This window comes from Selenomonas sp. FC4001, from assembly GCF_000701565.1.
Lineage (GTDB): Bacteria > Bacillota > Negativicutes > Selenomonadales > Selenomonadaceae > Selenomonas_A > Selenomonas_A ruminantium_B.
Genome location: NZ_JNJF01000009.1, coordinates 1 through 14,041 on the forward strand (window position 1 = coordinate 1; position 14,041 = coordinate 14,041).

The window sequence follows — 14,041 nt, forward strand, 5'->3', positions numbered from 1 at the left end:
TTTAGTTACCTGCGCCGGGCAAGACCGGCGGCGCGTATGTTCAGCTCAGTGTTTAGGCTGTGCCGTTTGTGGGCCAGTCCTCACTGCGTTCGGACAGCCGTTCCATGGCGAAAAGCATCACCACCTCCGCCCTAAGCGATGTCCGTATAAGATGGCATTTTCGCAGCGATAAGCAACAAGTACATCGATGTTCTTGTTACGGGAGCAACGAGTTCGTGGCAATAGCATAGACCGTATCTTGGGGCGAACGGGGAGTGATTTTTCTGTAAGGAGCGACTGCCTGAACGAAGTGAAGGCCGGCCCCTGTAGAAAACAGCTAAGTAAATACGCTGAAAGCAGCGCCGTTGGCCTGCCCGGCGCGAGTAACTGGATAATTCTATTTTACGAGGGGGGCGTTTAGCGGAAAACAGAAAAATTACTCCCCGTTCGCCCCTGACGATGTATGAACTGGATACTTTTATCACGAACTCCCCAACAAACTGTAATTTCGCTCTCTAATTTCGTGCTTTTGCGGGTATTACACCTGCTGCGGAGAAGAGGGCGAAGCAGAGCAGGGCGATTTGCAGGTTTTGTAAGAGAATTTCGCGTGGGGCGCAATCTGCCCATTGGAGGGACAGGATTAAATTCATGATGGCAACGCTGAGTACCTGACCAAACAGGCGGGTTGTGCTTAACAGACTGGCGGCGAGGCTGTAATGTTTTTTCTCAACGGAACTCATGATGGCATTGTTATTGGGGGCGGCAAATAGGGCGAAGCCGGTGCCGGTGATGATGAGCATGGGGATGAGCAGATACAGGGAGAGATTGTGAACCGTCAGGGCAAAACCGCCTAAGCCGATGGTGATGACTGCCATACCCAAGGCGGCAAGTTTCGTGGGAGAGTATTTATCCGATAGCTTGCCCATCAAGGGGGAAAGGCTGGCCATGATGATGGGCTGGGCCAGCAGGATAAGTCCCGCGCTGCGCGAGGTCAGTCCCAGAATCGATTGCAGGTAAAGAGATAGCAATAAACTGGTGGCAAAGGTGGCACAGTAGTTGAGCAGTGCTGCCAGACAGGAAAGGGAAAAGGGCCGGTTGGTAAACAGCAGACTTACCGGCAGAAGTGGATTTTTCGTGTGCCGTTCATAGCGAATGAACACAGCAAACAGTAGCAGGCCTGCGCATAAAAGCGCGGGGGCCAGTGGTTCAGCAAGCAGTTGGGAAAGACTGTAGATGACGAGGAGAATTGCGCCGCCGTAAAGGACGGCGCCTTTTTTGTCCCATTGGGGGCTGCTGTCCTCGTACCATTCTTCCTGCAGGAAGTGGCGGGCGGCCAGAAAGGCGATACCGCCAAGGAAGGCGAGCACCACGAAGATGCTTTGCCAGCCGTAATAGTAGTTGAGAAAACCGCCGGCGGCAGGCCCTAAGGTGAGGCCGGTGTAAACAACTGCTACATTCCAGCCCATGGCCCAGCCGCGGCGCTCCTTGGGGATTACCAGCGTCAGGATGGACATGGAGGTGGCAAAGGTCATGGCAGAACCGATTCCCTGGGCTGCGCGGGCGGCAATCAGCAGAGGCAGGTTTGGGGCAAAACAAGCGGCCAAAGAAGTCAGGGCAAAAATCCCGTTACCCATGATGAAAAATCGCCGTTTTCCATAGCGGTCGGCAAGTTTCCCAAAAGGCAACAGCACGACAATGGCCGCCAACAGAAAACTGCCCAGCACCCAGCCTAAGGACGCTGGCGAAGCGCCAAATTCTGCACCCAAAGAAGGCAGAGCCAGATTCAAGGCACTGCCTGTAAATGGGGTAAGGAAAGATGTGAGCATGATGGTGGAAAGTACGCGGCGCTCCATGTTTTATTCTCCTCGTATATACAAGAAAAAACCTCCCCAGAGGAAGGCTTTGTTATTTCAAAATTGGTGGAGACAAAGGGGATTGAACCCTCGACCCCCAGATTGCGAACCTGGTGCTCTCCCAGCTGAGCTATGTCCCCAATTAATGTGGATTATGCTTCATCAGCAAACAATTAGAAGTATACCGCGTTTTCTATTGTTTTGCAAGATGAACAGGATAATTTCGTTTTTATTCAGGCTTAAAATGTTTTTTCGTAGCAGGAAAAAAGCAGGGTTTTGGCGAAAATGGTGAACATGGATATCTATGGAAAATGGGCGTTATTAGTCCTGTTTATCAAAGGATATTCTTGCTTTATTGCATGGCAAAAATAAAGTTAATTTATGGTGAATAAATGCATTTATAGATATAGCATTTTGTATTTTTTCAGCGTATAATAAGACTGTTCGCTAATAGATTTTCTTTATGAAACCGCAAATGAGCCAGCGGTGGAATTTTCTGTGGCAATTATTGCAAGGATAATCAAGAGGAGGTAAAAAAGTGGACAAACGGGAGAGTATGTGGGATGTATATCTCAGAAAAGGCATGAGCCGCCGCAGCTTTGTGAAGAGCTGTGTAGCGCTGACTTCCCTGATGGGACTCAGCACGGACCAGGTGTCCAAGGTGGTTGAAGCTGCCGAAAAGAAGCCTTTACCGGTTGTAGTCTGGATTCACGGGCATGAGTGCACGGGGTGTGATGAAGCTTTCATCCGTTCCGGTTCGCCGCTCGCATCCGATTTGGTGCTGAGCCAGATTGCGCTGGAGTATGACCATCTTTTGAGTGCCGCCAGTGGCGAGCCCTTCGAGGCACACTTGGAAGAAACCATTAACAAGTACAAGGGTCAGTACATCTTGTGCGTGGAAGGTGCTGTCTGCACCAAGGACAGCGGTGTTTACTGCATGTCCGGCGGCAAGCCCTTCATCGAGACCCTGCAGCATGCTGCTCACAATGCGGCAGCCGTCATTGCGTACGGCACCTGCGCCGTATCCGGCGGTATTCAGGCTGCTAAACCGAACCCCACGGGTTCTGCGGGTATTGCCCATTTCGCAGGCAAGACTCCGGTAATCAATGTACCGGGCTGCCCCCCGATTCCGGAAGTTATGACGGGCGTGGTTATGCACGTTGCTCTGTTCGGCACGGTGCCGCCTCTTGACAATGAGGGCCGTCCCAAGCAGTTCTATGGCAACCGCATCCACGATACCTGCTATCGTCGTCCCTTCTTTGATGCCGGGATGTTTGCCGAGCACTTTGATGATGAAGGTGCAAAGGCTGGCTGGTGCCTCTACAAACTGGGCTGCCGCGGCCCCGAGACTTACAACTCCTGCGGCAACCTGCGCTGGTTCCAGGGCATGAGCTATCCGATTCAGTCCGGTGCTCCCTGCATTGGCTGCTCCAATGCGCATTTCTGGGACGAGGACCCCATGACCACCCGTATGCCGGAGTATGGTCCTCTCGGAAATGTGGATAAGATTGGTGCCGCAATGGCTGTTGGTACGGCTGCCGGCGTAGCTGTTCATGGCGCAATGAGCGTCGTTCAGAAGCAGAAACGCGAAGCGGAAGAACATAATGAGGAATAAGGGAGCAGGTGAATAAATGAAACATGTAGTAGTAGATCCGGTAACCCGCATTGAAGGTCACCTTCGTGTTGAGGTACAGGTTGATGAAGCAACGGGGAAAGTCACAGACGCTGTTTCCTCCGGTACTGCCTGGCGTGGCCTGGAACTGGTCATGAAAGACCGTGACCCCCGTGATGCCTGGGCTTATATCCAGCGTATTTGCGGTGTTTGCACCACGGCTCATGCCTTGGGGGCTGTCCGAGCCGTAGAAGATGCTCTGGGCATTGCCATTCCGAAGAATGCAAACTATATCCGTAACATCATGGCCGCAACGCTGACGGTGCAGGACCATATCGTACATTTCTATCATCTCCATGCACTGGACTGGATTAGCCCGGTAGAAGCACTGGCTGCTGATGCCATTGCTACTGCTAATCTGCAGAATACGCTGCTCAATACCTACAAGCTGCCGTTCCGTGCTCCGGACACTTCCGTAACGGAAGCCTATGAGCATGATTTCCCGGCAGCTACGCCGCAGTATTTTGAGCAGATTAAGAACAAGGTAAAAGCTATCGTCGAAAGCGGTCAGCTCGGTATCTTCTCCGCCAACTGGTGGGATCATCCCGATTACAAGCTGCTGCCGCCGGAAGTTCATCTGTTGGCTGTAGCACATTATCTTGAAATGCTGGACAAGCAGCGTGAACTGGTTACGCCGCACGTTATCTTCGGCGGCAAGAACCCGCATCCGCATTATGTGGTTGGCGGCATGCCCTGCTCCATTTCTCTGGAAGACGGCAATGCACCGGTCAACACGGCTCGTCTGGAAATCGTGGACAGAGCCATCAATATGGGCAGAAGCCTCGTGAACAACTACTATCTGCCTGACCTTTTGGCAATCGGCTCGGCTTATGTGAAAGCTGGCCGCGTTGATGGCGGCGGTATGGCCAAGACCTGCGTATTGGGTTATGGTGCATATCCGATTGAAAGCTACACGGGCACGAGCGATGGCGGTTTCTTCAAGAACCTGCTCATCCGTTGCAACGGTGTAGTTGAAGACTTCGGCAAGGGCCTCGCAGCTGCGAAGTTCACGGAGGTAACGGCAGAAGATGTTACGACGGAAAATATTACGGAAAGCGTTGACCACGCTTGGTATGAGTATCCTGCCGGGAAGAAAGACCGTCATCCTTGGGAAGGTGTTACTGCAGCTAAGTTCACCGGTCCTAAAGAGGGCACGGAAACGGATTGGAAAGCGCTCAATGAAAACGGCAAATATTCCTGGCTGAAAACGCCGAAATGGAAAGGCAAACTCTGTGAAGTTGGCCCGCTGGCCCGCTACATCATCATCTACACCAAGGCTAAGAAAGGCCTGCTGCCGGATATGACCTGGGCAGAAAAGATGATGCTTGACCAGCTCGATGCAGTATCCAAGGTTCTGGGCCTGGCTCCGGAAGTATGGCTGCCGACGATGGTTGGCCGTACGGCTGCCCGTGCGCTCGACTGCCAGCTGGCTGCCGAAATCAACAAGTTCTTCTTTGATAAGCTCATTGCCAACCTCAAAACTGGTGATACCAAGGTTGCCAACTCCGATAAATGGGAAATCAGCACCTGGCCGAAAGCATGCAAAGGTGTTGGCCTCTACGAAGCACCGCGCGGCGCTTTGTCCCATTACATTACAATCAAGGATGGCAAGACGGACAACTATCAGTGTATCGTTCCGACCACTTGGAATGCCTGCCCGCGTGATGATAAAGCCGGCAATGGTGCATACGAGATGGCCATGAAGGATACGCAGGTGAAGATTCCGGATAAGCCGCTGGAAATCGTGAAGGTTATTCGTTCCTTTGACCCCTGCATGGCTTGCGCAACGCATATGTTCAATGCCAAGGGTGAAAAGATTAACGTCATCACCACGGACCCGTACTCTGGTACGCGGGTGGACAAGTAATCTGCAGAAAGGAAAAAGCTATGAAAGAAGTAGTTCGCAGGGAATATTACCTGTTTAGTCCTTGGCTGCGGATCTTTCATTGGATTATGGTGGTAGCCATCTGCGTCCTGTTTGTTACGGGCCTGATGATTACCAGCCCCTGGAGTATCCATGCTTCAGAGCCGACATTTTCCGGTATGACGCTGGATAATATCCGCAATATCCATTTTGTCGCAGCCTATCTGTTCTGTGCCTCCTTTATCCTGAGGATTTACGGCTTTTGCACCAATCCCGGTGACCGCCTGTTCCCTCATGTATGGAAGGGGTACTTCTACAGCAATACCGTAGATGTGGCGCTCCATTATATGTTCCTGCGTTCGGAACATGCGTCCTATCTGCGTAACCCCATTGCCCGTTGCTCCTATGCGTTCCTGTATGTGCTGGTATTTATCGAAATCCTCACGGGCTTCGGTATTTACTACATGACGGATCCTTCGGGCATCGGTGGCACCCTCTTTGGTTGGGTAATCACGGTGCTGGGCGGTGAAATGATGGCCCATCTGGTACATCATTATGTAGCCTGGGCGATTATCCTCTTTGCTATCGGTCATCTTTACATGGTTATCCGTGCAGAGTTTATGGAAGGTGAAAGCGAAGTTTCTTCCATGTTCTCCGGCAGCAAGATTTTGGCGCATAAGCCGCGTGATGCAGGTCATCTTGACGGCACGCTGAAGTAAGTTTTAGGTTACTGACCACTGGGCAAGATTGGCTAGCGGTTGTTGTTAGTGCGTAGCAGCATACGCATGATTTTTATAATAGAGGAGGCTTTGCCCATGTGTAAAGAGTGTGGTTGCGGGCATGAGGGTGGTTCTAACACCCGCCTGCAGTTTACGGTGCATGGTTATACTGAGGAGATTGCTCAGGAAGTGGAAAAAGAGCTTTTGGGCCTGCCCGGTGTGCTCTATGTTCACATCCATGCCCATGATGGTGAAACCACGGTGGATTACAACCCGGAAAAGACAAAACTGGGGGAAATCCTGAAGGTTTTGAACGCTCGTGGTTTGGACGCGGTTCTGTGATTAATCGCTGATTAGGTGACGCCTTCCCTGCCCATAGTGTTGGCGGGGAAGGCGTTTTCATTATGTATCGGCTGGGGGAACGCTCCCAAAAGATGCAAACGAGGTGAAGAAATATGCATGAGATGGCCATTGCCGAAGGGATTTTGGATATTGCTCTGGATTATGCAAAGGTGAACAATGCCCATAAAATCAATGAAATCGGCCTGCTGATTGGGGAAATGTCCGGCGTGGAAGTTGACTCGCTGAATTTCTCCTTTAATATGCTGACCCAGGGAACTATTGCCGAAGGGGCAGAGCTGAAGATAAAGAATGTGCCGCTTATGGGCAAATGCAGCAAATGCGGCAAGGAGTTTCATATCGAGCATTATGATTTCTGGTGTCCTGAATGCGAAAATGGGGTGCTGACCACCCTGAGCGGCCGGGAGATGCAGGTGGAATATTTGGAGGTTGACTGATTATGGAGATAAAGGTTATCAAGAATATCTTAGGGGAAAACGACAGATTGGCCGCCGAAAATCAGGCTATGTTTGCGGATAAAAAGGTCTTTGTGCTGAACTTCATGGGCTCGCCGGGGGCAGGTAAGACTTCGGTGCTCGAAAAGACCATGGAGCGTTTGAAGGATAAAATCAAGATGGCGGTTATCGAGGGTGACCTCTTTACGAGCAAGGACGCGGAGCGTATTGATAAATATGGCGTGCCGGTGATTCAGATTAACACGGCGGGCGGCTGCCATCTCGATGCTAATATGGTGCAGAAAACCGTCAAGGAAATGAATTTGAACGAGCTGGATTTGCTGGTGGTGGAAAACGTCGGCAATCTCGTCTGCCCAGCAGAGTTCCCTGTGGGTGAAGATGCCAGAGCAGTGGTGCTCTCTGTGACCGAGGGCGACGATAAGCCCTTAAAGTACCCGCTGATGTTCAAGGAAAGCGAAATCGCCCTGCTGAACAAGGTGGATTTGGCACCATACTGCAATTTCAATATGGAGTCAGCCAAGAAGGATATCACGAGCCTGCATCCGGGCATTGAAGTGCTGGAGGTTTCCTGCACCAAGGGGCAGGGCATTGATGAATGGTGTGACTGGCTGCTGAAAAAGATTGCCGCCAAGAAAGGACAGTAAGCATGGCTGATGTATTTGTGGCTGGCGGTAAGTCCAGTCTGGATAATGTGCTCTACAAAAACGAAGTCACGATTTTGGGCATTGGCAATGTCATCCTGCGGGACGAAGGTTTCGGCGTGCGGGTGGCCGAATATCTCGACAAGCATTACGAATTCCCGGAGTCCGTGCAGATTGTGGACGGCGGTACACTGGGCATTGAGCTCACGCAGTATGTTACGGGTACAGAGAAACTCTTGGTCATTGATTCCATCAATGGCGGGGCAGAGCCGGGCACGACGTTCCGTTTTCATAACGATGATGTAATGGAGCATTTTCAGGACAAGCTCTCGGCCCATGAAGTCGGCATACAGGATGTGCTGGGACTCTTAACCGTTACGGGGCATAAGATTCCCGACGTTGTGGTCATTGGCGCCCAGCCCTATGATGTAGAGGCTGGCGTTGAGCTGTCGGATGGCATGATGAAACTTCTGCCGCAGATGGTGGAGCAGGCGCTCAAGGAACTCAAAAACTGGGGGATTGAGCCGCGCAAGCGTGAGAATGTTAACGATATGGACTACCATAAAGTGGCAGAGGATTTTTCGTCTGTCAGATGATGCGTTAGGAGGTTATACTATGTGTTTGGCTGTTCCTGCCAAAGTGGTTGCGATAAAGGATGCCATGGGCACGGTGGATATTGCGGGGGTTACGCGTGATGTGAGCCTGATGCTGCTGCCGGAAACGAAGCTCGGGGATTATGTGTTGGTGCATGCCGGCTTTGCCATGCAGAAGGTGGAGGAGAAGGACGCAGAGGAAACCTATGCCCTGATGGCAGAAATGCGCGGTGCGCCGAGGACGGTGGATAAGCTGTGACGGAAGTTAAGGAGAAGCTGACGAAAGCGGAAGAACGGGCATTTGCCAAAGAGCTCGTGCAAAAAATCGGTGAACTGGCCGCCACAACCGGCCGCAAGTTACGGTTTATGGAAGTCTGCGGCACGCATACGGTGGCGATTTTCCGCGCAGGTCTGCGGCAGATTTTGCCGGATTCGGTGGAACTCGTATCGGGGCCCGGCTGTCCTGTCTGTGTGACTCCGGACGATTATATGGACAAGGCGATTGCTTATGCCCAGCGTGATGATGTGATTATCGCGACCTTTGGCGATATGCTTAAAGTTCCCGGTTCTAAGTCCAGCCTGAATGAAGCCAAAACCAATGGTGCAGATATCCGCATTGTGTATTCGCCGATGGATAGCATTCAGATTGCCAAGGACAATCCGGATAAGAAGGTTATCTTTCTGGCAGTGGGCTTTGAGACCACTGCACCGACGGCGGCGGCTACGGTGCTGGCGGCTGAACAGCAGGGAATAACGAACCTATACATGCTATCAGCGCAAAAACTGGTGCCGCCGGTCATGGAAGCACTCTTAAATGATGAAGAAGTCCATGTGGACGGCTTTATCCTGCCGGGCCATGTATCGGTGGTCACGGGAACCGGCGTATATGAGCCGGTAATCGGCAAGTACCATGTTCCGGGTGTGGTCACAGGCTTTGAGCCGCTGCAGATTTTGCGCGGCCTTTACCGTCTGGTGCAGCAGGTAGTAAACGGCGAAGCCAAGGTGGAAAATGAGTACACCGATGTGGTAAAGACTGAGGGCAATCCCGTATCCATGGCGATTACCAATAGGGTTTATGAGCCATGCGATACAGGCTGGCGCGGCATGGGGATTGTGCCACTGTCCGGACTCAAGATGAAGGCTGAATATGCCCGCTTTGATATTGAGCAGGTTTTGCCGCTAGAAGTGGAGACGGTGACGAAAAAGACGGCCTGCCGTTGTGGCGAGGTTCTGCGGGGCATTGTAACGCCCAAGGAATGCCCGCTGTTTGCCAAGGCCTGTGTGCCGACACACGCTATCGGCCCCTGCATGGTATCGGTGGAAGGTGTATGTGCGGCCTGGTATAAATATGGTCAGGGGAGGTTTGAATATGGCAAATGATAAAGTGACCCTGGCCCATGGTGCCGGGGGCAAGGTGAGTCAGGAATTGATGGAGCAGGTTATTCTGCCGGCTTATGGCAATCCGGTACTTAATACCCTGCATGACGGGGCTTTGGTGGAGATGAAGGGCGAAGTGGCCTTCACCACGGATTCCTATGTGGTACAGCCCTTGTTTTTTGCGGGCGGCAATATTGGCAAGTTGGCTGTCTGCGGCACGGTCAATGACCTGTCGATGACGGGGGCGATTCCTCGCTATTTATCGGTGGGCATGATTATCGAGGAAGGTTTCCCCATCAAGGATTTGCAGACCATCGTGAGTACGATGAAGAAGATGGCGGATGAAGCCGGGGTCGTCATTGCCACCGGAGATACAAAAGTGGTGGAAAAGGGCAAGGCCGATGGTATTTTTATCAACACGGCAGGGATTGGCGACAAAATTCCCGGAACGCATATCAGTCCGGAAAACGTCAAGCCGGGCATGAAGGTGATTCTCTCCGGTTATATCGGCGATCATGCGGCGGCCATTATGGCGGGGCGCCACAATATCAATCTGCCGGCCAGCGTGCAGACGGACTGTGCGCCGCTCAACAAAATGACTAAGGCTATGCTCGAAGCAGCGCCGGATATTGCGGTTATGCGTGACCCGACCCGCGGCGGTGTGGCGGCAGTGCTCAATGAAATCGCTGAGGCATCTAAGTGTGGCATTCTTATTGACGAAGATGAAATACCCATCCATGCCGAAGTGCAAGGCGTTTGTGATATGCTCGGTTTTGACCCGCTGTATCTGGCTAACGAGGGTAAATGCGTGGCATTTGTGCCTGCAGAAAGTGCAGATAAAGTGCTCAAGGCAATGCGGACAAGTCCTTATGGGCAGGAGGCAAGGATTATCGGTGAAGTTACGGCCGAGGCCCCGGGAACCGTGGGATTGCGTACGGGAATCGGCGGGATTCGTGTCGTTGATATGCCGTTGGGGAATATCGTGCCGCGAATTTGCTAAGGGATACCGTGGGGCGGGGGCAGTTGGTCTGCTTCGCTGCGCAGACCAACTGCCCCCGCCCCACTCCGTGGTACATCTTTTTATTCGCGGCACGATGTGAGTCCGAGTCCAAAAAGTTCACCAAGTGCAACGAGGGAGGCCGTGGGGATTGTGAACTGCAGCGTTAGGCTGGGGGCGTAAAGAAATAATTTTTTCTCTACTCCTGCAATATTTATAAAAGAGGTTTGTTTGAGCGGAGCGAGTTTTGAGCTTTTATAAATACTGAATTAAAAGAGAAAAAATTATTTTAGCCCCAAGTCTAAGCGGAAGTGCACAATCCCCACGGCCTCCCTGACGGCATTAACTTCGCAAGCACCGATGCAAACCTTGCACGAACGAATCTTTTTGGCTATAATGAATCATGTTTAGAAGATGTTACACTTTACTCATAGAAGGAAGCGAAATAGATGAAACTGGGGCGGATTTTGCCGTTGTTGCTGGGACTGCTGTTTTGGGGCAGTACCAGTGTCTTTGCCGAAAATATGCAGTTTGTGGATGCCGTAGGGCCGACAGGGTATTATGTGGACGTGGATTCCCTGTCTTATTTCCAGACGGTGGAAGTGCAGCCTGATAATACGAGCCGGACTTATGAACTGGTGCAGGCACGGGTGGCTGTCATCAAAGCCCGTACAAATCGCCGCTATATCTATCTGATGCAGTTCAACAGGGACAAGCGGGTCTACCATATCCTGGCTTCCAAAGTGCAGGCTTATGATACCAAGCAGACATTGGAAGAATCCGGGGATCAGCATTTGGATTTGCCTTTTGTGGAAACCTCCCCCATGCAGACTGTGGTGGATTTTATTTACGAGCAGCCCCGCACAAATTAAATGTTTGAAGTCTCCTCCAATATGGGGGAGGCTTTTACTATGAAATCTTTGCGAATCGGAATGGAGGTTCTTATGACTGAGATAGATGTGCTGAAAAAAGATACCGCTTATTTGTCCATCATATCCAACACCGTGCTGGTGCTCCTGAAGCTCTTTGTGGGCGTTTGGGTGGGGGCGGTAAGTCTGATTTCCGAAGCCCTGCATTCCAGTGTCGATTTGGTGGCCTCGTTGATTGCCTTTTGGGCCGTGAAGAAGTCGGTGACTCCTCCGGATACAGAACATGACTACGGCCACGGCAAGTTTGAAAATCTCTCGGCGGCGGTGGAAGCTCTGCTCATTGTAGCGGCGGCCGGGGGCATTGTCTATGAAGCCTTTGAACACCTCGGACAGGATAAAGTGCCGGAGATGCTGCACTTCGGTGTGGCCATTATGCTGGTGTCCATCATCATCAACCTGCTCGTGTCCCACAAATTGATTTCCGTTGGCAAGCTCACAGGCTCTCAGGCACTGGAGGCCGATGGCCTGCATCTGCGGGCAGATGTCTGGACTTCTGTAGGTGTCATGGCCGGCTTAATCCTCATGCAAATTACCGGCTGGGCCTGGCTCGATGGTGCCATTGCCATTGCCGTAGCTTTGATTATCTTCCGGGAGGGTTGGAAGATGGTGGTGGATTCCACCATGGAGCTTACGGATGTGAGCCTGCCGGAAGAGCAGGAGAACAAAATCATGGCCATTATTGATGCCATTCCCGAGGTCAAAGGCTGCCATTGCCTGCGCACCCGCAAATCCGGCTCCTATAAGCTCTTGGATGTTCATGTGCTCTTTGACGGCAATATGCATCTTTCCCATGTTCATGCTATCTGTGATGAGCTTGAGGAAAAAATTCGGGAGGAGTTCGGCGCTTTTGACATTTTGATTCACCCGGAACCGGCAGGCAACCATGAGCCTGAGACAAAGGCGGCCCAATACGAGATTGCCAAAAAACAGGAAAAAATTGATGTTTCTAACTGATTTTTAAGAAAAACAAGTTAGAATATGGTACAATAGTAAGGTCAGTGAAGAAATGAATGGGGGAACGAGTTTATGAAATTTCGCAAAGTATGTGCGATGGTCATGTCGGCGATGATGTTGGTATCATCCATGGGAATGGCCAGTGCCGCAACGCCGGAAACGGTGCAGGCAAAACTTTCTGCTGTAGAAAAAGATACCTACGGCACAGAACAGACTGGTGCTCTTTTAGAACGTATAAACAAACTGGAAAAAGATTATAATGGCAGCCATAAGAAGGGCAGCATGATGGCGCGTGTGGATGCCCTTTATGATGAGGTGTATACCAATGGCAGCAAGCCGTCGGTATTGGCACAGCTCAATGCTGTTGAGTGGAATATTGACCATGAGGTCAGCATGAACTCCGTGGAAAAGCGCGTGGCCGATATGGAAATGACCATCAACGGTCATACCAACGAGGGTACGTACAAGAAACGGATTCAGGATTTGGCTTCGTCTTCCTTTGGCACGGTGGATCTGCCGATGGAACAGGTCCTGGTGCCGAAAAATACGCTGATTAAGGTAGCGCTGGTTGACCCGGTAAATACCAAGAATCTGAAAAAAGGCGATATTATTCGCTATAAGGTGGCCGCTGATGTCATCGTAGACAGCAAATTGGTCTTTGCCAAAGGGGAACCGGGCGACGGTGTCGTCAAGAAGGTAACGCAGGCGCGTAACTTTGGCCGCAATGCCGAGCTGGATGTTGATTATAAGCAGACGAAATCCATAGATGGTACCTATGTCGCTACTTTTGTAGGTGAGGAAGCCAAGCAGGAAATGAAGAGTCTGGCGCTGGCTGCTGGTGCCAGTGTAGCAGGCATGGTCCTCCTCGGGCCCATTGGCATCATTGGTGGAGCCTTTGTCAACGGCAAGAACATTGAACTGCCGGCCGGTACGGAATTCTACATTCAGACGAAGAATGACACGACGCTGTATGGCGTAGCTACTACGGCAGAATAATTTTGAAGCACCTTCTTGACAGGAGGTGCTTTTTTATTTAGAATAAATCGCAAAGGATAATAATTATTTGTTACTTATAGAAAGGATTTATCATGCGGGTTGGATTGAAACCGAAGGAAGTGACTGCGCTGCTGCGGGAGCGCGGTTTCAAGGTCACACCACAGAGGCTGGCGGTGTATAATGCGCTGGCGCATACCACGGAACATCCCAGTGCGGAAACTTTGTATCAGGAATTGCTGCCTGATTATCCCACCATGAGTTTGGCGACTGTCTATAAGTCGTTGAATATTTTGTGCGCCGTAGGAATTGTACAGGAATTGAATGTGGGCGAGGACTCTTTTCGCTATGATGCCAGAGTCAGTCCGCACCCGCATATCCGTTGCATGCACTGTGGCCGGGTGGACGATGTAAAGACCCTGCCGACCACGGATTTTTCGGAGCAGGTTATGTTCGAGACGGGCTATCAGCTGACAGGACAGCAATACTATTTCTATGGCGTGTGTCCACATTGCCAGCAGGCAATGCTGGCGCAGGAAGCCTGAACGAGAACAACAAAATCAGCAGGAAAGTTTACGGTAATAGCCCCTGAAAGCAAGAAGATGCTTTTAGGGGCTTTTTGCTGTCTGCTCGCAGCGGTGCACTGCGGCAGGAA

The 14,041-nt window shown here is 51.4% G+C and carries 15 protein-coding genes and 1 tRNA gene; 14 read left to right on the forward strand and 2 right to left on the reverse strand.

Annotation, left to right across the window (positions count from 1 at the left end; genetic code table 11):
• Positions 1 to 494 precede the first annotated feature (494 nt).
• Together T320_RS03610 and T320_RS03615 are read right to left on the reverse strand one after the other, a co-directional pair.
• Positions 495 to 1,832 (reverse strand): MFS transporter, encoded by a 1,338-nt coding sequence (locus T320_RS03610; RefSeq protein WP_037353108.1) that lies wholly within the window; start codon positions 1,830 to 1,832, stop codon positions 495 to 497.
• Between the two features lie 64 nt (positions 1,833 to 1,896).
• Positions 1,897 to 1,972: transfer RNA gene (locus T320_RS03615), tRNA-Ala, on the reverse strand.
• 398 nt (positions 1,973 to 2,370) lie between these two features.
• Between T320_RS03615 and T320_RS03620 the strand changes: the two genes are divergently transcribed.
• The 14 genes from T320_RS03620 to T320_RS03685 all read left to right on the forward strand — a co-directional run bounded on the left by T320_RS03620 (position 2,371) and on the right by T320_RS03685 (position 13,931).
• On the forward strand, positions 2,371 to 3,447 hold the full coding sequence (locus T320_RS03620) for a hydrogenase small subunit (RefSeq protein ID WP_037353110.1): 1,077 nt from the start codon (positions 2,371 to 2,373) through the stop codon (positions 3,445 to 3,447).
• A gap of 16 nt (positions 3,448 to 3,463) precedes the next feature.
• Positions 3,464 to 5,371, forward strand: coding sequence for a nickel-dependent hydrogenase large subunit (locus T320_RS03625; protein WP_037353112.1), 1,908 nt, complete (start codon positions 3,464 to 3,466; stop codon positions 5,369 to 5,371).
• A 20-nt stretch (positions 5,372 to 5,391) separates the two neighbouring features.
• The gene (gene cybH, locus T320_RS03630; protein WP_037353113.1) at positions 5,392 to 6,087 is read left to right on the forward strand and encodes a Ni/Fe-hydrogenase, b-type cytochrome subunit; all 696 of its coding nucleotides are present in this window, start codon (positions 5,392 to 5,394) and stop codon (positions 6,085 to 6,087) included.
• A 96-nt stretch (positions 6,088 to 6,183) separates the two neighbouring features.
• A complete protein-coding gene (locus T320_RS03635) occupies positions 6,184 to 6,429 on the forward strand; it encodes a heavy-metal-associated domain-containing protein (RefSeq protein WP_026759522.1) in 246 nt (81 codons plus the stop codon).
• 113 nt (positions 6,430 to 6,542) lie between these two features.
• Positions 6,543 to 6,884 carry a hydrogenase maturation nickel metallochaperone HypA gene (gene hypA, locus T320_RS03640; RefSeq protein WP_037353116.1) on the forward strand — a complete coding sequence of 114 codons (342 nt, stop codon included), beginning with the start codon at positions 6,543 to 6,545 and terminating at the stop codon, positions 6,882 to 6,884.
• A 2-nt stretch (positions 6,885 to 6,886) separates the two neighbouring features.
• Positions 6,887 to 7,546, forward strand: a complete 660-nt coding sequence (hypB, locus tag T320_RS03645; RefSeq protein WP_037353118.1) for a hydrogenase nickel incorporation protein HypB — start codon at positions 6,887 to 6,889, stop codon at positions 7,544 to 7,546.
• 2 nt (positions 7,547 to 7,548) lie between these two features.
• Positions 7,549 to 8,139, forward strand: a complete 591-nt coding sequence (locus tag T320_RS03650) for a HyaD/HybD family hydrogenase maturation endopeptidase (RefSeq protein ID WP_037353120.1) — start codon at positions 7,549 to 7,551, stop codon at positions 8,137 to 8,139.
• Positions 8,140 to 8,158: 19 nt separating this feature from the next.
• On the forward strand, positions 8,159 to 8,395 hold the full coding sequence (locus T320_RS03655; RefSeq protein WP_026759518.1) for a HypC/HybG/HupF family hydrogenase formation chaperone: 237 nt from the start codon (positions 8,159 to 8,161) through the stop codon (positions 8,393 to 8,395).
• Positions 8,392 to 9,516 carry a hydrogenase formation protein HypD gene (gene hypD / locus T320_RS03660; protein ID WP_231465841.1) on the forward strand — a complete coding sequence of 375 codons (1,125 nt, stop codon included), beginning with the start codon at positions 8,392 to 8,394 and terminating at the stop codon, positions 9,514 to 9,516. Before T320_RS03655 ends, hypD begins: the two co-directional genes overlap by 4 nt.
• Positions 9,506 to 10,513: a hydrogenase expression/formation protein HypE gene (gene hypE / locus T320_RS03665; RefSeq protein ID WP_037353122.1), complete on the forward strand. Its 1,008-nt coding sequence runs from the start codon at positions 9,506 to 9,508 to the stop codon at positions 10,511 to 10,513. Before hypD ends, hypE begins: the two co-directional genes overlap by 11 nt.
• 446 nt (positions 10,514 to 10,959) lie before the next feature.
• On the forward strand, positions 10,960 to 11,382 hold the full coding sequence (locus T320_RS03670; protein ID WP_026759515.1) for a hypothetical protein: 423 nt from the start codon (positions 10,960 to 10,962) through the stop codon (positions 11,380 to 11,382).
• A 72-nt stretch (positions 11,383 to 11,454) separates the two neighbouring features.
• The gene (locus T320_RS03675) at positions 11,455 to 12,393 is read left to right on the forward strand and encodes a cation diffusion facilitator family transporter (protein WP_037353347.1); all 939 of its coding nucleotides are present in this window, start codon (positions 11,455 to 11,457) and stop codon (positions 12,391 to 12,393) included.
• Positions 12,394 to 12,465: 72 nt separating this feature from the next.
• A complete protein-coding gene (locus T320_RS03680) occupies positions 12,466 to 13,389 on the forward strand; it encodes a hypothetical protein (protein ID WP_037353124.1) in 924 nt (307 codons plus the stop codon).
• Positions 13,390 to 13,481: 92 nt separating this feature from the next.
• On the forward strand, positions 13,482 to 13,931 hold the full coding sequence (locus T320_RS03685; protein WP_037353126.1) for a transcriptional regulator PerR: 450 nt from the start codon (positions 13,482 to 13,484) through the stop codon (positions 13,929 to 13,931).
• Positions 13,932 to 14,041: the final 110 nt, after the last annotated feature.